Raw genomic sequence first — 19,137 nt, forward strand, 5'->3', positions numbered from 1 at the left:
ATAGCGGTGTGTCAGCCACGGCATGTGCAAGCTGATCCACCGCTATCGGGGGCAAGTCGAACCGTCGCACCGCCCCTCCCACATTTGTTCGGCGTTGTTGTCGCTATGTCGTAAACGCACCTTTGCGTGGCGTCCGTAGGCATTTGACCTGCCTGCGCCAGCCCTACCATCGCATCAAAGGGCCCTGCACGGGCCTTAACAATACGAAAGGCTGGGAGAGACGCGATGTTCAGCAAACAAGACCAGATCCAGGGTTATGACGATGCACTGCTCGCGGCGATGAATGCCGAGGAGCAGCGGCAGGAAGATCATATCGAGCTGATCGCGTCGGAGAACTACACCAGCAAGCGCGTGATGCAAGCCCAGGGCAGCGGCCTGACCAACAAGTACGCCGAAGGCTACCCAGGCAAGCGCTACTACGGTGGCTGCGAGCATGTGGACAAGGTCGAAGCCCTGGCCATCGAGCGCGCCAAGCAGTTGTTCGGCGCCGACTACGCCAACGTGCAGCCGCATTCCGGCTCATCCGCCAACAGCGCGGTGTACCTGGCGCTGTTGAACGCCGGTGACACCATCCTCGGCATGAGCCTGGCCCACGGCGGCCACCTGACCCACGGCGCCAAAGTGTCGTCCTCGGGCAAGCTGTACAACGCGGTGCAATACGGCATCAACACCGACACCGGGCTGATCGACTACGACGAAGTCGAACGCCTGGCCGTGGAGCACCAGCCGAAGATGGTGGTGGCCGGTTTCTCCGCCTACTCCAAGACCCTGGATTTCCCACGCTTCCGTCAGATCGCCGACAAGGTCGGTGCGCTGCTGTTCGTCGACATGGCCCACGTCGCCGGCCTGGTGGCCGCCGGTCTGTACCCGAACCCGCTGCCTTACGCCGACGTGGTCACCACCACCACCCACAAGACCCTGCGCGGTCCGCGTGGCGGCCTGATTCTGGCGCGTGCCAACGAAACGATCGAAAAGAAACTCAACGCCGCTGTATTCCCTGGCGCCCAGGGCGGCCCGCTGATGCACGTCATCGCCGGCAAGGCGGTGTGCTTCAAGGAAGCCCAGGAGCCTGGCTTCAAGGCCTATCAGCAGCAAGTGATCGACAACGCCCAGGCCATGGCCGGCGTGTTTATCAAACGCGGCTACGATGTAGTGTCCGGCGGCACCGATAACCATCTGTTCCTGGTCAGCCTGATTCGCCAGGGCCTCACCGGTAAAGACGCGGACGCCGCCCTCGGTCGCGCCCACATCACCGTCAACAAGAACGCCGTGCCGAATGACCCGCAGTCGCCGTTCGTGACGTCGGGCCTGCGTATCGGCACGCCGGCGGTGACCACGCGCGGTTTCAAGGTGCCGCAATGCATCGAGCTGGCCGGCTGGATCTGCGACATCCTCGACAACCTCGGCGACGCCGATGTCGAGGCCGACGTGGCCAAGCGCGTGTCGGCCCTGTGCGCTGATTTCCCGGTTTATCGCTGAGCGCGGTTTTGGAGTAATGACTATGCAACGCTACTCGGGCTTCGGCCTCTTCAAGCACTCACTCAGCCACCACGAAAACTGGCAGAAGATGTGGCGCACGCCGACCCCTAAAAAGGTGTACGACGTGGTCATCGTCGGCGGTGGCGGGCATGGTCTGGCGACCGCCTACTACCTGGCCAAGGAGCACGGCATCACCAATGTCGCCGTGGTCGAAAAGGGCTGGCTGGGCGGCGGTAACACCGCGCGCAACACCACCATCGTGCGTTCCAACTACCTGTGGGACGAGTCGGCGCACTTGTACGAACACGCGATGAAACTGTGGGAAGGCCTGTCCCAGGACCTGAACTACAACGTGATGTTCTCCCAGCGCGGCGTCTACAACCTGTGCCACACCCTGCAGGACATCCGCGATTCCGAACGTCGCGTCAGCGCCAACCGCCTCAACGGCGTGGACGGCGAACTGCTCAATGCCAAACAGGTTGCGGACGAGATTCCGTACCTGGATTGCTCGAAGAACACCCGCTACCCGGTCATGGGCGCCACCGTGCAACGGCGCGGCGGCGTGGCCCGTCACGATGCCGTGGCCTGGGGCTTTGCCCGCGCCGCCGACGCCCTCGGAGTGGATTTGATCCAGCAGACCGAAGTGATCGGCTTTCGCAAGGAAAACGGCGTGTGCATCGGCGTGGAGACCAACAAGGGGTTTATCGGCGCCAAGCGCGTCGGTGTGGTCACCGCCGGTAACTCCGGGCACATGGCCTCGCTCGCCGGTTTCCGCCTGCCGATCGAATCGCACCCGCTGCAAGCACTGGTGTCGGAGCCGATCAAGCCGATCATCGACAGCGTGATCATGTCCAACGCCGTACACGGTTACATCAGCCAGTCCGACAAGGGCGACCTGGTGATCGGCGCCGGTATCGACGGCTACAACGGCTACGGCCAGCGCGGTTCGTACCCGGTGATCGAACACACCATCCAGGCCATCGTCGAGATGTTCCCGGTGCTCTCGCGCGTGCGTATGAACCGCCAGTGGGGCGGCATCGTCGACACCACGCCGGACGCCTGCCCGATCATCTCCAAGACCCCGGTGCCGAACATGTTCTTCAACTGTGGTTGGGGCACGGGCGGTTTCAAGGCCACTCCCGGCTCAGGCAACGTGTTTGCCGCGAGCCTGGCCAAGGGTGAAATGCACCCGCTGGCCGCACCTTTCTCCATCGACCGTTTCCACAACGGTGCGTTGATCGACGAACACGGCGCTGCGGCCGTCGCCCACTAACAGGAGAAATTCCCTATGTTGCATATCTTCTGTCCTCACTGTGGCGAACTGCGCTCCGAAGAGGAATTCCATGCCTCCGGCCAAGCGCACATCCCACGCCCGCTGGACCCCAACGCCTGCACCGATGAAGAGTGGGGCGACTACATGTTCTTCCGCGACAACCCCCGGGGCCTGCACCACGAGCTGTGGATTCACGCCGCCGGTTGCCGTCAGTACTTCAACGCGACCCGCGACACGCTGACCTACGAAATTCTTGAAACCTACAAAATCGGCACCAAGCCGCAATTCACCGCCAAGGCTGCTGGAGCGAAGGTATGAGCCAGATCAATCGCCTGTCCAACGGTGGCCGGATCGACCGTAACAAAGTCCTGACCTTCAGCTTCAACGGCCAGACCTACAAAGGCTTCGAAGGCGACACCCTGGCCGCCGCGCTGCTGGCCAACGGTGTCGACATCATCGGCCGCAGCTTCAAGTACTCGCGCCCACGCGGCATCTTTGCTGCCGGTGCCGAAGAGCCGAACGCGGTGCTGCAGATCGGCGCCACCGAAGCCACCCAGATTCCCAACGTGCGCGCCACGCAACAGGCGTTGTACCAGGGCCTCGTTGCCACCAGCACCAACGGCTGGCCGAGCGTGAACAACGACGTGATGGGCATTCTCGGCAAAGTCGGCGGCAAGCTGATGCCACCGGGTTTCTACTACAAAACCTTCATGTACCCGCAGTCGTTCTGGATGACCTACGAGAAGTACATCCGCAAGGCTGCAGGTTTAGGCCGCTCGCCGACCGAGAACGACCCGGACACCTACGACAACTTCAACCGGCATTGCGACGTGCTCGTGGTCGGTGCCGGCCCGGCCGGTCTGGCCGCTGCACTGGCCGCTGCGCGCAGCGGCGCCCGCGTGATCATCGCCGATGAGCAGGAAGAGTTCGGCGGCTCGTTGCTCGATTCGCGCGAAAGCCTCGACGGCAAGCCGGCCACCGAGTGGGTCGCCAGCGTCATCGCCGAACTCAAAGCCCTGCCGGATGTGGTGCTGCTGCCCCGCGCCACCGTCAACGGTTACCACGACCATAACTTCCTGACCATTCACGAGCGTCTCACCGATCACCTCGGCGACCGTGCGCCGATCGGCCAGGTGCGCCAGCGTATCCACCGTGTGCGTGCCAAGCGCGTGGTGCTGGCGACCGGTGCGTGCGAGCGTCCGCTGGTGTACGGCAACAACGACGTGCCGGGCAATATGCTCGCCGGTGCAGTCTCGACTTACGTGCGCCGTTACGGCGTGGCGCCGGGCAAGAAACTGGTGCTGTCGACCAACAACGATCACGCCTACCGCGTCGCCCTGGACTGGTTGGAAGCCGGCCTGAAAGTGGTGGCCGTGGCCGATGCCCGCCATAACCCACGCGGCGCGCTGGTGGAAGAAGCCCGTGCCAAAGGCATTCGTATCCTCACCGGCAGCGCCGTGATCGAAGCCCGTGGCAGCAAGCATGTGAGCGGCGCCCGTGTTGCCGCCATCGATGTCAAAGCGCATACCGTCACCAGCCCCGGCGAGTGGCTGGACTGCGACCTGGTGGCCAGCTCCGGCGGCTACAGCCCGGTGGTCCACCTGGCCTCGCACCTGGGCGGCAAGCCGACCTGGCGCGAAGACATCCTCGGTTTTGTACCGGGCGAAGCACCGCAAAAGCGCGTGTGCGTTGGCGGTATCAACGGTGTCTACGGCCTGGGCGATTCCCTGGCGGACGGTTTTGAAGGGGGCGTGCGCGCCGCCAGCGAAGCCGGTTTTAGCCCGGTGGAAGGCACGCTGCCCAAAGCCTTGAACCGCTTGGAAGAGCCGACGCTGGCGCTGTTCCAGGTGCCTCACGAGAAAGCTACTGCACGGGCGCCCAAGCAATTCGTCGACCTGCAGAACGACGTCACCGCGGCCGCCATCGAACTGGCGACCCGCGAAGGTTTCGAGTCGGTGGAACACGTCAAGCGCTATACCGCGCTGGGCTTCGGCACCGACCAGGGCAAGCTGGGTAACGTCAACGGCCTGGCCATTGCGGCGCGTTCGCTGAACGTGACCATCCCGCAGATGGGCACCACTATGTTCCGCCCCAACTACACGCCGGTGACCTTCGGCGCGGTTGCGGGGCGGCACTGTGGGCACATCTTCGAGCCCGTTCGCTACACCGCGCTGCACGCCTGGCATGTGAAGAACGGCGCCGAGTTCGAAGACGTCGGCCAGTGGAAACGCCCGTGGTACTTCCCGCGCAACGGTGAAGACCTGCACGCGGCGGTCAAGCGCGAATGTCTGGCGGTGCGCGACAGCGTCGGCCTGCTGGATGCGTCGACCCTCGGCAAGATCGACATCCAGGGCCCGGATGCCCGCGAGTTCCTCAACCGCATCTACAGCAACGCCTGGACCAAGCTCGACGTGGGCAAGGCGCGCTACGGCCTGATGTGCAAAGAAGACGGCATGGTCTTCGACGACGGCGTGACCGCTTGCCTGGCCGACAACCACTTCCTGATGACCACCACCACCGGCGGCGCGGCCCGGGTGCTGCAATGGCTGGAAATCTACCAACAGACCGAATGGCCGGACCTCAAGGTCTACTTCACCTCGGTCACCGACCACTGGGCGACCATGACCCTGTCGGGCCCCAACAGCCGCAAGCTGCTGGCCGAAGTCACCGATATCGACCTGGACAAGGACGGCTTCCCGTTCATGACCTGGAAAGAAGGCCTGGTCGGCGGCGTACCGGCGCGGGTGTTCCGCATCTCGTTCACCGGCGAGCTGTCGTATGAAGTCAACGTGCAGGCCGACTACGCCATGGGCGTGCTGGAGCAAATCGTCGAGGCCGGCAAAAAATACAACCTGACCCCGTATGGCACCGAAACCATGCACGTCCTGCGGGCCGAGAAGGGCTTCATCATCGTCGGCCAGGACACCGACGGCTCGATGACCCCGGACGACCTGAACATGGGCTGGTGCGTCGGCCGTACCAAGCCGTTCTCGTGGATCGGCTGGCGCGGCATGAACCGCGAAGACTGCGTGCGCGAAGATCGCAAGCAATTGGTCGGCCTCAAGCCGATCGATCCCGCGGTGTGGCTGCCGGAAGGCGCGCAACTGGTGTTCGACGCCAAGCAGACGATCCCGATGAAGATGGTCGGCCACGTCACCTCCAGCTACGCGCATAACTCCCTCGGTTATTCGTTTGCGCTGGCGGTGGTCAAGGGCGGCTTGAAGCGCATCGGCGAGCGGGTGTTTTCGCCGCAAGCGGATGGCAGCGTGATCGAGGCGGAGATTGTGTCCTCGGTGTTCTTTGATCCGAAAGGCGACCGCCAGAACATCTGATAGACCGAGGCGCGCCATCGGGAGACAGGGGAATGCATTCCAAATGTGGGAGGGGGCTTGCCCCCGATGACGCCAGTAGCCACACAACAGAATTCAGCAAAGGTGCTCTATGACAGCAGCCAACGTATACCAACAACGCCCCACCACCGGGGCCAAGGCCGAGTCGTCGCTGCACCATGCCGACCTCGCCAGCCTGGTCGGCAAGGGCCGCAAGAATGCTGGCGTGACCGTGCGTGAAAAGAAACTGCTCGGCCACCTGACTATTCGTGGCGACGGCCATGACGCCGCCTTCGCCGCTGGCGTCCACAAGGCCCTGGGCATCGAACTGCCCGGCGCGCTGACGGTGATCGTCAACGGCGACACCAGCCTGCAATGGCTCGGCCCGGACGAGTGGCTGCTGGTGGTGCCGAGCGGTGAAGAATTCGCCGCCGAACAAAACCTGCGTGCCGCCCTGGGCGATCTGCATATCCAGATCGTCAATGTCAGCGGCGGCCAACAGATCCTCGAACTGCGCGGCCCGAACGTGCGCGACGTGCTGATGAAGTCCACCAGCTACGACGTACACCCCAACAACTTCCCGGTGGGCAAGGCGGTGGGCACGGTGTTCGCCAAGTCGCAATTGGTGATCCGCCATACCGCCGAAGACACCTGGGAGCTGGTGATTCGTCGCAGCTTCTCGGATTACTGGTGGTTGTGGTTGCAGGATGCCTCGGCCGAATTCGGCCTGAGCGTTCAAGCCTGATATGACCCCCACCCCCTTCACCCGCCACCCTGTAGGAGCGAGCTTGCTCGCGAAAACCTCAAGGGCACCGTGGTCATCCAGGATGCCCGCGTTATCGTTGACGATTTTCGCGAGCAAGCTCGCTCCTACAGGGGTGGGTGAGGCCGGGCTTTGCTTGAGGAGTGACCTGTCATGAGCCGCGCACCCGACACATGGATTTTGACCGCCGACTGCCCCAGCGTGCTCGGCACGGTGGACGCGGTCACCCGCTACCTGTTCGAGCAGGGTTGCTACGTCACTGAGCACCACTCGTTCGATGACCGGCTGTCAGGGCGCTTTTTTATCCGCGTGGAGTTTCGTCAGCCGGAGGGTTTCGATGAGCAAGCGTTCCGCGATGGCCTGGCCGCGCGCGGGGAAGCCTTTGGCATGGTCTTCGAACTGACGGCGCCGAACTATCGGCCCAAAGTGGTGATCATGGTGTCCAAGGCCGATCACTGCCTGAACGACTTGTTGTATCGCCAGCGTATCGGCCAACTGTCGATGGACGTGGTCGCGGTGGTGTCCAACCACCCCGATCTGAAACCGTTGGCCGACTGGCACCAGATTCCCTACTACCACTTCGCCCTCGACCCCAACGACAAACCGTCCCAGGAGCGTCAGGTGTGGCAAGTGATTGAAGACACCGGCGCGGAACTGGTGATCCTTGCGCGCTACATGCAAGTGCTGTCGCCGGAGCTGTGCCGCAAGCTGGATGGCAAGGCGATCAATATCCACCACTCGTTGTTGCCGGGGTTCAAGGGCGCCAAGCCGTATCACCAGGCGTACAACAAGGGTGTGAAGCTGGTCGGCGCGACGGCGCACTACATCAACAACGACCTGGATGAAGGCCCGATCATCGCCCAGGGCGTGGAGGTGGTGGATCACAGCCATTACCCCGAGGATCTGATTGCCAAGGGGCGCGATATCGAAGGGCTGACCCTGGCCCGGGCGGTGGGGTATCACATTGAACGGCGGGTGTTTTTGAATGCCAATCGGACGGTGGTGCTCTGACTGACGCCATCGGGGGCAAGCCCCCTCCCACAGGGGAATGCATTCCAAATGTGGGAGGGGGCTTGCCCCCGATGAGGCCCTAACAAACAACACAAGAAACAGCATCTGTAACCCGAGCACTCAACGCGCTGCCCACCCACGGGCAACGCGCTTTCATAAAAACAACAGCGAGGTGAAAGCATGTCTGGTAATCGTGGTGTCGTGTATCTCGGCAACGGCAAGGTCGAAGTACAGAAAATCGACTATCCCAAAATGCAGGACCCCCGTGGCAGGAAGATTGAGCACGGCGTCATCCTGCGCGTGGTCTCCACCAACATCTGCGGCTCCGACCAACACATGGTGCGCGGCCGCACCACTGCCCAGACCGGCCTGGTGCTCGGTCACGAGATCACCGGTGAAGTGATCGAGAAGGGCAGCGACGTCGAGAACCTGAAAATCGGCGACCTGGTGTCCGTGCCCTTCAACGTCGCCTGCGGCCGCTGCCGCTCCTGCAAAGAGCAACACACCGGCGTGTGCCTCACCGTCAACCCGGCCCGTGCCGGTGGCGCCTACGGCTATGTCGACATGGGCGACTGGACCGGCGGCCAAGCCGAATACGTGCTGGTGCCCTACGCTGACTTCAACCTGCTGAAACTGCCGGACCGCGACAAGGCCATGCAGAAAATCCGCGACCTGACCTGCCTCTCCGACATCCTGCCCACCGGCTACCACGGCGCCGTCACCGCCGGCGTTGGCCCTGGCAGCACCGTCTACATCGCCGGTGCCGGCCCGGTCGGCCTGGCCGCTGCCGCTTCCGCACGCCTGCTGGGCGCGGCGGTGGTGATCATCGGCGACGTCAACTCCATCCGCCTGGCCCATGCCAAGGCGCAAGGGTTTGAAGTGGTCGACCTGTCCACCGACACGCCGCTGCACGAACAGATCGCTGCCTTGCTCGGTGAGCCGGAAGTGGACTGCGCCGTCGACTGCGTGGGCTTCGAAGCACGCGGCCACGGGCATGACGGCGTCAAGCACGAAGCCCCGGCCACGGTGCTCAACTCACTGATGGGCGTGGTGCGCGTGGCGGGCAAGATCGGTATCCCCGGCCTGTACGTCACCGAAGACCCTGGCGCCGTCGACGCCGCCGCGAAGATGGGCAGCCTGAGCATCCGTTTTGGTCTGGGCTGGGCCAAATCCCACAGCTTCCACACCGGGCAAACGCCGGTGATGAAGTACAACCGCCAGTTGATGCAGGCGATCATGTGGGACCGTATTCACATTGCCGACATCGTCGGGGTTGAGGTGATCAGCCTGGATGACGCGCCGCGTGGGTATGGCGAGTTTGATGCGGGCGTGCCGAAGAAGTTTGTGATTGATCCGCATAAGTTGTTCAGCGCGGCGTAACGAAAAGGGCGACTTCGAGTCGCCCTTTTCATTCATGCGTAAATGAGCATTTGGAAATGTCCTGGGCTTCGCAATGCGTGCCTTTCCAGTCACCTATAGGGATAAGGTTCCAATCAGAGATAGGTTTGAGCGTGACCGAAAAGCTCGCGTCGTTATTCATTGGCCCTTCGTAGGTGCAGATGACGGCTTTGTGGTCGGCATCGTACCGGGCATCGTGAAACGTCGAATCAGTAAGGTACGACGCTGTCGCCTGCTGGTTTTCACCTGCCCAGATGCGTCCATCGGACTGTGATGTTTCATAGCGGTAACCTCCACTGGCCATCGCCGTTTGTTTGATGTTTTGGATCGGCGGGCAGGTGGAAGTCGCCGCGTGGGTGTTGTTCATCAGTGCCAGAGTGGCTAACACACCTGCAAGCAGTGCAGTTTTCATAGCCCAACTCCTGTGGGGCGTGGAAGGCTCTATGCTGCAGGTGATGTTTCGGCGGCAGCTACTGTTAGAAGTGACAGTGCTTTAGAAGAAGTTGAGATTAAAGAGTGCTTTTTTATTGCCAGAGATGCAAAAAATCGACACACGTGCAGGTGATCAGACTGGATGATGCGCCGCCCGAGTATTAAAAGAGAGTGGCGTTCTGGCCACACTCTTTATTTTTATAAAACTTATTGATACGGACACTCTTCAGGCGATGACTTAACGCAGTCCCTTGCAATAATATCAGCCTCCGTCATGTCGCTGGGTGATTTGGTTTTAGCTTTGACTTCTCTGTCAAAGCTATCTGTGGCCACACTTTTCCAATTTCCGCCTACAGCTTTGATGGGTTGGCCTGGATTAAAAGACATTGTTATAAATTGATTGTTCTGGTCTTGGTAGCGGCAAAAAACTCTCCAATCTTTTTTTCTGCTTGGATCTGTTTCATTATTCGCTTTTTGGATGCGGGCGTTCACGAACCTAAGGTTAGAAAGGCTGATATCTGGAGCTGTGGCGCTGGAAGTCCACTGTGAACGTGCGCCTTCAACGCCATCTGCAACGTAGGAATCGCCTACTTTGGCTATATTAAACGCGTACGCGCAGTTTCCCGCGTAGGTGTTGCTGGCTGCTGCTGTTAGAAGGAGAAGAGTGACAATTGATACTTTGGCGTGCATGGTCTTGTGCTCCATTTTCATTGTGTGGAGGGCCATCATCCGGAGCCAAGGCTTATTGCTCTACTGTTGAAATTGACAGTTTTTATATTGATTTGAGATATTGTTAATTGTTTATTTGTATAAGTAGGATCTGTTTGTCTTTCTGGCGTTAATGGTTCTTCATTGCGGTTGTGGTGACTCCGGCTTTTATGAGGCCCCTGCGCTGGAAAGTTTGTGATTGATCACGTTCTCGCGCCTGAAGCCCGGTTAAAAAGAGGAGATAGTTGGCGAGCGCAGCAATCAACAGCAGCACCTCTATTCGCTTTGGGCTCATGCTTCGATGCAGATTAAAACCCAGCCCCAAGTGCTCACTTTTCACATCTCGGAAGCCTTCTTCGATCTGCATACGCCGCTTATAAATTGCCACGATTTTGCTGAATTCCACTCGCTTTGCTTCAGATTGCTTGTCGGCAACCACGGCTCTCGCTCACGACTGGCGGACTGCCGGTTGAGCTTGCTTTTGGCGATTGATCCAGTGACTCGTTGATGTTTACCCCGTGGCTTAGCGAATCGCCAGCGCGCCTTGATACACCGTCGGCCCGGTCGGCTGCTTGCTCACCGATCCACCCTTGGTTTCCGAGCTCACCATCAAGCCCACCGGTTTGCTGATGGATTCCTGCTGGCGTGGGTTCAAGCCGATGATGCCTTTGCCATTTTCCGGCAACAGGCCGAGGGATACCGGCGTGCCGTCCTCGGGGATGGCCCACAGTTCCAGGCTCTGATCAGGGGCAGGGGCCGTGGAGGCAATCGGCTGCACTTCCAGGTAGTCCTTGTGGGCCATGATCTGCGCTGCCGGCTGCTGGGTGGTGGTCACCAGGGTGGCGGCGGATTTGACGCTGTCCTGGGTGTAGAGCGCGCCGCCGATACCGGCGGCCACTACAGCGCAGGCGCCGATGAACAGGCGCGGGCGGCTCCAGAATGAAGGCTTGTGATCAATCACTTGGGGGTGGATCGTCGTCATAAGTCTCTTCCTGACAAATTGTGTAGTCAGTTCATGGACCGGCTTATCGCAGTTGGGTTCCGGAGCGGGTTTGGAACAAGTGACGAAAAGGCCAGTCAAACGCCTGCTTTCACCCCTACATCCAGAGGTTGTTTCGATGAAGATTTCACGCGGTTTCGCCCTTTCCTGCCTGATGACCCTGGCAGCCGGCCCGGTATTCGCCGCCGGGTTCAGCCTTGGCGATGCGGCCAATGCGATTTCCGGTATGCAGGGCGGCAACAACAAAGCCGCTGCCGTTGCGCCGTCGTCCGAAACGGCCGGTTTGCTGAGTGCCCTGACCTCACAATTGAATGTCACCCCCGAGCAAGCCGTCGGCGGCACCGGCGCCATGCTGGGCCTGGCCAGGAACCAACTGAGCAGCAGCGACTATTCGCAACTGGGGAAAAGCGTGCCGGGTCTCGATCAACTGTCGGGCAGCAATGCGTTGGGTAGCCTCGGTGCCTTGAGCGGGATGCTCGGCCAGAGCGGTGGCAGCAAGACCAGCGGCCTCGACGGCCTGCTGGGTAACGTAAAGAACACCAACGACCTGAACACCGCGTTCAGCGCGCTGGGCATGGACAGCGGCATGATCGGCCAATTCGCCCCGGTGATCCTGCAATACCTGGGCGGCCAGGGTGCCAACAGTTCGCTGCTGGGCAAACTGGGCCAGGCTTGGGGCACCGGCAGCTAAGGCCGTGGTCCTTCAAAGCGGGTTCGCCCCCGCTTTGAAGTGGCCGGCAGGTTGCGGGGAACAGCGTTACGGTTGGTACTCAAAAGTACATTGGGAGGCGTCGATCGGCACCGCGCCGCCTTGATTCCCGCAGCTGGTTCCTTTCCATGCTGTACCGGTCGCGGCCTTCGGGTTGTTAAACGGCAGGCCCAATTGAACATAGGGTTTGGAAACGTTGTTCACCGGCTCTGCGTTTTCTCTTTGTGTTGTACCGCCATAACTGCAGAGTATTTTCCCGTGGATCATTTCGGCACTGACTAACATCAGGTTGTATTTAGATTCGAGGTAGGTCTCGCTTGTGGCCGTGGACTGGCCCTCCCACATCTGGCCACCGGGCCCGGGGGCTTCGTATTTGAAGCCTTGGTTGAAGTCCGGAGGAAGGTCCGGGTCGGTATACGGCGTAGCTTTTATTGAACTGACTGCGGGGCACGTGGCCATTTCTGCATGGGCAATGTTCGCTGCTGTCAGTAACGCTATGCCGGCGAAGAGGACTTTGATGGTCATGATCAGGGCACTCGACTGAGATGGAGTCCTTAGCCTAATCAGCCGCCCAAGGCGGGCGGAACTGTTAACTCTGACAGTTTTTTATGCGTTTTCAGACGATGCCCTATCGCGGGTTCGCTGCAGGGCAAGCGGGTCCAGGCGTGGGGCGCGGGTAGCCAAGGATCGAGTCAGCCCCTCGTTTGGCAATGCTGCGCAACAACTCTCGAGGAACTGTGTGGGATGTTTCACCACCTACGGGGACTGCCCCAGGAAAACCAACCCTCCTGGGGTGGATTCTTCAATCCGGTCAGGTAGGAGTCTTCCATGAACATCGTCAACACCTACAACGCTCTCGCTAGCGCTTCGTATCACGCCGCGACCCACAAGCCCGCTGCCGCAGAGCAAGGAAAAGCGCCCCACGACGCCAGCCAGGAGCAGGCTGATACCGTGAGCAGTCACGACACCATCGAAATAGCGCACGGGTGGCGTACCGGTGACGATTCGGCCACGTGGCCTAAGCGCCCGTAACGGTTACTTTGCCCATAAGGCCCCAGCGGTTTCGCCTCGCAGTTCCTGAATCCGCTGATCTTTCTCCATCCAGAGCCGGTTCACCCAGTTCTGTACGACCTGGCGAAACGCCGGGTCGTTTTCGTAGTCGCCCTGCCACAGCGCCGGGTCCAGCTCACGGGTGCGGATATCGATGATCACCTTCGGTACCGCCCCGCTGATCAGATCCCAGAACCCCGGCGTCTTCGCTTGCGGATAGACCACGGTCACGTCGAGCACGGCATCCAGTTGTTCGCCCAGTGCCGCCAACACAAACGCCACGCCGCCGGCCTTGGGCTTGAGCAGGCGGGCAAACGGTGAGCCTTGCTGGGCACGCTTGGCCTCGCTGAACCGGGTGCCTTCCAGGTAGTTGACCACCGTCACCGGCTGGCGCTTGAACAGCTCGCAGGCCTGGCGGGTGATCTTCAAGTCCTGGCCCGCCAGTTCCGGGTGCTTGGCCAGGAACGCCTTGGTGTAGCGCTTCATGAACGGATAATCCAGCGCCCACCAGGCCAGGCCGAGGAAGGGTACCCAGACCAGTTCTTTCTTCAGGAAGAACTTGAAGAACGGCGTGCGGCGGTTGAGGGCCTGGATCAGCGCGGGGATATCGACCCAGGATTGGTGGTTACTGATCACCAGGTACGAAGTGTCGCCGCGCAGGTCGTCTGCGCCGCGGATGTCCCATTGGGTCGGGATGCACAGCGCGAAGATCAGTTTGTCGATTTCGGCCCAGGTCTCGGCGATCCACATCACGGCCCATGACGCGTAATCGCGATAGCGACCGGGGGCCACCAGCTTGAGCAGGGCAAACACCGTCAGCGGCCCGATCAGGACCAGGGTGTTGAGCAGGAGCAGCAGCGAGACGAAACAGCCGGTGAGCAGGCGGCGCATAAGTAACTCTTGGAATCCTGTGGGCGGGACATAATAAGAGAGCGGCGTCTAGAGGCCAAATCGCAAATCGCCCGACGAATGTTTCACAATATGCCGGGTATGGTTGCTGAACTAACTAAGTGCTGCCTTTGCGGTCTAGAATTCGCCTACTTCTTTCCGAGGAAATCACTTCGTGAAACTGCTCCTTGCCTCGCTCGCCCTGGCGGTCTTGCCCGTCATGGCCGCCGAACCGACCGTTTACGGTCGCTACGAATACATCCAACTGCCGGAGATCGGCGAAACCTTCAAGGCCAAGATGGACACCGGCGCGCTGACCGCCTCGCTGTCGGCCCGTGACATCGAGACCTTCACCCGTGACGGCGACGATTGGGTGCGCTTCCGCGTTGGCGGCAAGGACGCCGGCAACAAAGTCTACGAACACAAGGTGGCGCGCATCAGCAAGATCAAGAGCCGCGCCGACGAAGACGAGGACAAGGAAGAAGCCACCGTGGCCACGCGCCCGGTGATCGACCTGGAAATGTGCCTGGGCAACGTCAAGCGCACCGTCGAGGTCAACCTCACCGACCGCAGCAGCTTCAACTACCCGCTGTTGATCGGCGCCAAGGCGCTGCGTGAGTTCGGCGCCGCGGTGAACCCGGCGCGTCGCTACACCGCCGACAAGCCGGACTGCTGACGGACCGCCATGCCGCATATCCTGATTGTCGAAGACGAAGCGGCGATAGCCGACACACTGGTTTTCGCCCTGCAAGGCGAGGGCTTTACCACCACCTGGCTGAGCCTCGGCCAGGAAGCGCTGGCCCACCAGCGCCAGACCCCGGCCGACCTGATCATCCTCGACATCGGCCTGCCCGACATCAGCGGCTTTGAAACCTGCAAGCAACTGCGGCGCTTCAGCGAAGTGCCGGTGATGTTTCTCAGTGCCCGCGATAGCGAGATCGACCGCGTGGTCGGGCTGGAGATCGGCGCCGACGATTATGTGGTCAAGCCGTTCAGCCCACGGGAAGTGGCGGCGCGGGTCAGGGCGATCCTCAAGCGCGTCGGCCCTGGCGTCGTTCCGGCGTTGTTCCAGGTCGACCTGGAGCGCATGCAGATCACCTACCGTGGCCTGGCACTGAGCCTGACCCGCCACGAGTTCCGCTTGCTGCAAAGCCTGCTGGAACAACCCGAGCGTGTGTTCAGCCGCGAACAACTGCTGGACGCGGTCGGCGTGCCGGCCGATGCCGGCTATGAGCGCAATATCGACAGCCATATCAAAAGCCTGCGCAGCAAATTACGCAGCGTGGCGGCGCAGGCCGAACCGATCCAGACCCATCGCGGCCTCGGCTACAGCTACAGCCCGAGCCACAGCTGATGCGCCTGGGGCTGCGGTTTTTCCTGGTCTACGCGCTGTTTATCGGCTTCACCGGTTACTTCGTGCTAAACACCGTGATGAAGGAAATCCGCCCTGGCGTGCGCCAGTCCACCGAAGAAACCCTGGTGGACACCGCCAACCTGCTGGCGGAAATCCTGCGCAACGACGTCAAGAACGGCACCCTCGCCCAAAGCCACTGGCCGGAGCTGCTCCAGGCCTACGGCACCCGTCAGCCGGGCGCGACCATCTGGGGCCTGCCGAAAAACCAGGTCAACCACCGCATCTACGTGACCGACGCCAACGGCATGGTGTTGCTCGACTCCAGCGGCGAAGCCGTGGGCCAGGACTACTCTAAATGGAACGACGTGTACCTGACCCTGCGCGGCGAGTACGGCGCGCGTTCCACCCGCAGCGCGCCGGATGATCCGGCCTCGTCGGTGATGCACGTGGGCGCGCCGATTCGCGACAACGGGCAGATCATCGGCGTGGTCACGGTGGCCAAGCCGAACAGTTCGCTGCAGCCTTATGTCGATCGCACCGAGCACCGGTTGCTGTGGTACGGCGCCGGCTTGGTGATCCTCGGCCTGCTGCTCGGTGCGCTGTTGTCGTGGTGGTTGAGCGTGGCACTGCGCCGGCTTACCGCGTATGCCGAGGCGGTCAGCGAGGGGCGGCGCGCCGAATTGCCGCATTACCGTGGCGGCGAGCTGAAGCAGTTGTCCACCGCCGTGGAGCACATGCGGACACAGCTGGAGGGCAAGGCTTATGTGGAGCATTACGTCCACACCCTGACCCACGAATTGAAGAGCCCGCTGGCGGCGATTCGCGGCGCGGCCGAGCTGTTGCAGGGCGACATGAGCCGCGAGCAGCAACAGCGCTTTGTCGGCAATATCGACAGCGAAAGTACCCGCCTGCAGCAGTTGATCGAGCGCTTGCTGAACCTGGCCCAGGTCGAGCAACGCCAGGGCCTGGAGGCGCAAGCCAGCCTGCCGCTGGCCGCGCTGGTGGACGATGTGCTCAAGGCCCAATGCGCGCGCATCGAAGGTGCCGGCTTGCGCATCGAACAAACGATCGGCGCTGAGGTGAAGGTCTTCGGCGAACCGTTCCTGCTGCGCCAGGCCCTGGGCAACCTGCTCGACAACGCCCTGGACTTCACGCCGGCGGGCGGGGTGTTGCGGTTCAGCGCACAGACCCGGCACAACGCTGTGCAGGTCAGCCTGTTCAACCAGGCCGCGCCGATTCCCGACTACGCCTTGCCGCGCCTGAGCGAGCGTTTCTACTCGCTGCCGCGTCCGGCCAGCGGGCGCAAAAGCACCGGCCTGGGCCTCAACTTTGTCGAGGAAGTGATGAAGCTGCATGGCGGCACGTTGCAGATCGGCAACGTACACGGTGGCGTGCAAGTGGTGCTGCATCTCCACACAGTCTCCACATTGCCCACATAAATTTCCCACATGCGCGGCTCACGCTTTCCCCATCAAAACAGGGAGAGCCCCATGAACCGCAGCCTGCTTTTCAAACTTGGCGCGATTGCGCTATTGATCCTGCTATTGCTGATTCCATTGCTGATGATCAACGGCCTCATCGCCGACCGCCAATACACTCGCGACAGTGTCCTGATGGATATCGCCCGTAGCTCCAGCTACAGCCAGCGCCTCACCGGCCCGGTGATGGTGGTGCCGTACCGCAAGACTGTCCGCGAGTGGAAGCTCAATGAAAAACTCAACAGGCGCTACGAGGAAACCCGTGAAGTGCGCGGTCGTCTGTATTTCCTGCCGGAGCGTTTTGAGCTCGACGGGCGGGTGCAGACCGAACTGCGCGCGCGTGGCATCTACCAGGCCCGGCTGTTCCACGCCGACAACCGCATCAGCGGACGCTTCGTCTTGCCGGAGCAATGGGGCATCAAGGAAAATTTCGCCGATTACCGCTTTGAGCCGGCGTTTCTGGCGGTGGGTATCAGCGATATTCGCGGTATCGAAAACGCACTGAAGCTGGAGCTGGGCAGCCAGCGCCTGGAGTTTGCGCCAGGCACTCACGTGGAGTGGCTGGGCGAGGGGGTGCATGTGGCGCTGCCGGAGCTGGACAGCAAAAACCCGGCCGCGCTGGACTTCGCCTTCGACCTGCGCCTGCAAGGCACCGAGCAACTGCAAGTGGTGCCGGTGGGCAAGACCAGCCAGGTCACACTGGCCTCCAACTGGCCGCACCCGAGCTTCATCGGCAACTTCCTGCCGGCGCAACGGGAAGTCACCGACAAGGGCTTCAGCGCCAACTGGCAGACCTCATTCTTCTCCACCAACCTCGAAGAAGCCCTGCGCGGCTGCCTGGACGAACGCGGCTGTGACGACTTCAACAACCGCAGCTTCGGGGTGAACTTCATCGACCCGGTGGACCAGTACCTCAAGAGCGACCGCGCGATCAAATATGCGCTGCTGTTCATCGCCCTGACCTTTGGCGGTTTCTTCCTGTTCGAAGTGCTCAAGGGCTTGGCGGTGCATCCGATCCAGTACGCCCTGGTGGGGTTCGCCCTGGCGTTTTTCTACCTGTTGTTGCTGTCGTTGTCCGAGCACCTGGGCTTTGCCTTGGCGTACCTGATTTCGGCGAGTGCCTGTGTGTTGTTGATTGGTTTCTACGTGTGCCATGTGCTGCGCAGCGTCGCCCACGGCCTGGGGTTCTCGGCCGGGCTGGCGGCGTTGTATGGCTTGTTGTACGGGCTGTTGAGTGCCGAGGACTACGCGCTGCTGATGGGCTCGCTGTTGCTGTTCGGCCTGCTGGGGACGGTGATGGTGCTGACACGCAAACTCGATTGGTACGGCGTGGGCAAACGCAAGGCGGCCGAGCCCTTGGCATTCGATCTGGAGGCCGTGCAATGATCGGGTTGCGTGAGGACCAGCGGGAGCGAGCGCAGTTGGTGGCGAGGATTGTGGCGTTGTTTCCTGCGCCACCTATGCGCAGGGTCAAACCGGCGGCTGTGTCTCAAGCATCGAAGGGCGCTGGCTGACTTCGGCGTACCAGGCGGCAAGCTGGGGGTTGGCGTCGCGCCAGTGCAGGTCCGGGTGGCGGAAATCCAGGTAACCCAAGGCGCAGGCCACGCTGATCGCGGCGATATCGAAGTGGCTGGCCAGTTCGGCAATCGCATCCGCTTCCAGCTCCGCCAGGGTGCGCCGGATCTTGTTGCGCTGTTCGTCGAGCCACGGCGCCCAGTGTTTTTCCGGTGGGCGCAGGGCGCTCTCGTAACGCACCAGCACGGCGGCATCCATGATGGCGTCGGCCATCGAGGCCAGGGTCAGGCGACGCCAGCGGGCCGAGCCGTCACGCGGGATCAGCGGGTTGCCGACGTGCTGGTGGTCGAGGTAATCGAGGATCACCCGGCTGTCGTGCAACACCGTGCCATCGGCCAGGCGCAGGGCCGGGATCTTGCCCACCGGGTTTTCGTTGACCAGTTGCACGTCCGGGTTGACCGGTGTCGGCATGCAGAGCTGCAGGGCCACACGGTTCTGCTGGCCGGTTTCGGCCAGTAGCACGCGGACTTTGCGCACGAACGGCGAAGCGGGGTTGTGGAACAAGGTCATGCTGGGAGCGGACATGGGCATTCCTCTGGATGGGATGGGCAGTCGCTAGCCTAGAGGGTTGCGCGGTGGCTGGCGAGGGGGATTCCTGTGGTTCTTGAGGGCCTCATCGGGGGCAAGCCCCCTCCCACAGGGGAATGCATTCCAAATGTGGGAGGGGGCTTGCCCCCGATGGCGTCCTCA

Annotated in this window: 20 protein-coding genes; 13 read left to right on the forward strand and 7 right to left on the reverse strand. The window is 61.6% G+C overall.

Annotated elements, in window-relative coordinates:
- Window positions 1-225 precede the first annotated feature (225 nt).
- The 7 genes from glyA (at window position 226) to fdhA (ending at window position 9,235) form a co-directional block, all read left to right on the forward strand.
- Complete coding sequence (gene glyA, locus AC07W0_RS29585; protein WP_017847878.1) at window positions 226-1,479, forward strand: serine hydroxymethyltransferase; 1,254 nt, start codon at window positions 226-228, stop codon at window positions 1,477-1,479.
- Window positions 1,480-1,501: 22 nt separating this feature from the next.
- Window positions 1,502-2,752, forward strand: coding sequence for a sarcosine oxidase subunit beta (locus tag AC07W0_RS29590; RefSeq protein WP_003209185.1), 1,251 nt, complete (start codon window positions 1,502-1,504; stop codon window positions 2,750-2,752).
- Window positions 2,753-2,767: 15 nt separating this feature from the next.
- On the forward strand, window positions 2,768-3,070 hold the full coding sequence (locus AC07W0_RS29595; protein WP_017847877.1) for a sarcosine oxidase subunit delta: 303 nt from the start codon (window positions 2,768-2,770) through the stop codon (window positions 3,068-3,070).
- Window positions 3,067-6,084, forward strand: a complete 3,018-nt coding sequence (locus AC07W0_RS29600; protein WP_046381816.1) for a sarcosine oxidase subunit alpha — start codon at window positions 3,067-3,069, stop codon at window positions 6,082-6,084. Before AC07W0_RS29595 ends, AC07W0_RS29600 begins: the two co-directional genes overlap by 4 nt.
- 109 nt (window positions 6,085-6,193) lie before the next feature.
- Window positions 6,194-6,826, forward strand: a complete 633-nt coding sequence (locus AC07W0_RS29605) for a sarcosine oxidase subunit gamma (protein ID WP_046487905.1) — start codon at window positions 6,194-6,196, stop codon at window positions 6,824-6,826.
- Between the two features lie 171 nt (window positions 6,827-6,997).
- The gene (gene purU, locus AC07W0_RS29610; protein WP_017847874.1) at window positions 6,998-7,855 is read left to right on the forward strand and encodes a formyltetrahydrofolate deformylase; all 858 of its coding nucleotides are present in this window, start codon (window positions 6,998-7,000) and stop codon (window positions 7,853-7,855) included.
- A 180-nt stretch (window positions 7,856-8,035) separates the two neighbouring features.
- Window positions 8,036-9,235, forward strand: coding sequence for a formaldehyde dehydrogenase, glutathione-independent (gene fdhA / locus AC07W0_RS29615; protein WP_102618889.1), 1,200 nt, complete (start codon window positions 8,036-8,038; stop codon window positions 9,233-9,235).
- Window positions 9,236-9,263: 28 nt separating this feature from the next.
- On the opposite strand, the gene AC07W0_RS29620 is transcribed toward fdhA, so the two are convergent.
- The 4 genes from AC07W0_RS29620 to AC07W0_RS29635 all read right to left on the reverse strand — a co-directional run bounded on the left by AC07W0_RS29620 (window position 9,264) and on the right by AC07W0_RS29635 (window position 11,375).
- Window positions 9,264-9,665, reverse strand: coding sequence for a DUF3757 domain-containing protein (locus AC07W0_RS29620; protein ID WP_102618888.1), 402 nt, complete (start codon window positions 9,663-9,665; stop codon window positions 9,264-9,266).
- Between the two features lie 227 nt (window positions 9,666-9,892).
- On the reverse strand, window positions 9,893-10,375 hold the full coding sequence (locus AC07W0_RS29625) for a DUF3757 domain-containing protein (RefSeq protein ID WP_158243624.1): 483 nt from the start codon (window positions 10,373-10,375) through the stop codon (window positions 9,893-9,895).
- A 148-nt stretch (window positions 10,376-10,523) separates the two neighbouring features.
- Window positions 10,524-10,832: a transposase gene (locus tag AC07W0_RS29630; RefSeq protein WP_146013203.1), complete on the reverse strand. Its 309-nt coding sequence runs from the start codon at window positions 10,830-10,832 to the stop codon at window positions 10,524-10,526.
- Between the two features lie 84 nt (window positions 10,833-10,916).
- Window positions 10,917-11,375, reverse strand: coding sequence for an anti-sigma factor (locus AC07W0_RS29635; protein WP_017847871.1), 459 nt, complete (start codon window positions 11,373-11,375; stop codon window positions 10,917-10,919).
- Between the two features lie 136 nt (window positions 11,376-11,511).
- Between AC07W0_RS29635 and AC07W0_RS29640 the strand changes: the two genes are divergently transcribed.
- A complete protein-coding gene (locus tag AC07W0_RS29640) occupies window positions 11,512-12,084 on the forward strand; it encodes a DUF2780 domain-containing protein (RefSeq protein WP_046381820.1) in 573 nt (190 codons plus the stop codon).
- Between the two features lie 66 nt (window positions 12,085-12,150).
- On the opposite strand, the gene AC07W0_RS29645 is transcribed toward AC07W0_RS29640, so the two are convergent.
- Window positions 12,151-12,627 (reverse strand): hypothetical protein, encoded by a 477-nt coding sequence (locus tag AC07W0_RS29645; protein WP_052743389.1) that lies wholly within the window; start codon window positions 12,625-12,627, stop codon window positions 12,151-12,153.
- A 303-nt stretch (window positions 12,628-12,930) separates the two neighbouring features.
- Between AC07W0_RS29645 and AC07W0_RS29650 the strand changes: the two genes are divergently transcribed.
- Window positions 12,931-13,134 (forward strand): hypothetical protein, encoded by a 204-nt coding sequence (locus AC07W0_RS29650; RefSeq protein ID WP_017847868.1) that lies wholly within the window; start codon window positions 12,931-12,933, stop codon window positions 13,132-13,134.
- A gap of 3 nt (window positions 13,135-13,137) precedes the next feature.
- Here the strand turns inward: AC07W0_RS29650 and yihG are convergent, their stop codons facing one another.
- Window positions 13,138-14,043 (reverse strand): 1-acylglycerol-3-phosphate O-acyltransferase, YihG family, encoded by a 906-nt coding sequence (gene yihG, locus AC07W0_RS29655; RefSeq protein ID WP_079444835.1) that lies wholly within the window; start codon window positions 14,041-14,043, stop codon window positions 13,138-13,140.
- 172 nt (window positions 14,044-14,215) lie between these two features.
- Between yihG and rloA2 the strand changes: the two genes are divergently transcribed.
- From rloA2 to creD, 4 genes are read left to right on the forward strand one after another with little or no spacing between them, the layout of a single operon-like run.
- Window positions 14,216-14,716 carry a retropepsin-like aspartic peptidase RloA2 gene (gene rloA2 / locus AC07W0_RS29660; protein ID WP_017847866.1) on the forward strand — a complete coding sequence of 167 codons (501 nt, stop codon included), beginning with the start codon at window positions 14,216-14,218 and terminating at the stop codon, window positions 14,714-14,716.
- 9 nt (window positions 14,717-14,725) lie between these two features.
- A complete protein-coding gene (gene creB / locus AC07W0_RS29665; protein ID WP_017847865.1) occupies window positions 14,726-15,394 on the forward strand; it encodes a two-component system response regulator CreB in 669 nt (222 codons plus the stop codon).
- Complete coding sequence (gene creC / locus AC07W0_RS29670) at window positions 15,394-16,833, forward strand: two-component system sensor histidine kinase CreC (RefSeq protein WP_102618886.1); 1,440 nt, start codon at window positions 15,394-15,396, stop codon at window positions 16,831-16,833. The genes creB and creC overlap by 1 nt, the downstream gene beginning before the upstream one ends.
- Before the next feature lie 51 nt (window positions 16,834-16,884).
- Complete coding sequence (creD, locus tag AC07W0_RS29675) at window positions 16,885-18,258, forward strand: cell envelope integrity protein CreD (protein ID WP_102618885.1); 1,374 nt, start codon at window positions 16,885-16,887, stop codon at window positions 18,256-18,258.
- 84 nt (window positions 18,259-18,342) lie between these two features.
- Here the strand turns inward: creD and AC07W0_RS29680 are convergent, their stop codons facing one another.
- On the reverse strand, window positions 18,343-18,972 hold the full coding sequence (locus AC07W0_RS29680; RefSeq protein ID WP_017847862.1) for a glutathione S-transferase: 630 nt from the start codon (window positions 18,970-18,972) through the stop codon (window positions 18,343-18,345).
- Between the last annotated feature and the right edge of the window lie 165 nt (window positions 18,973-19,137).

This window comes from Pseudomonas sp. GW704-F2 (assembly GCF_059423025.1).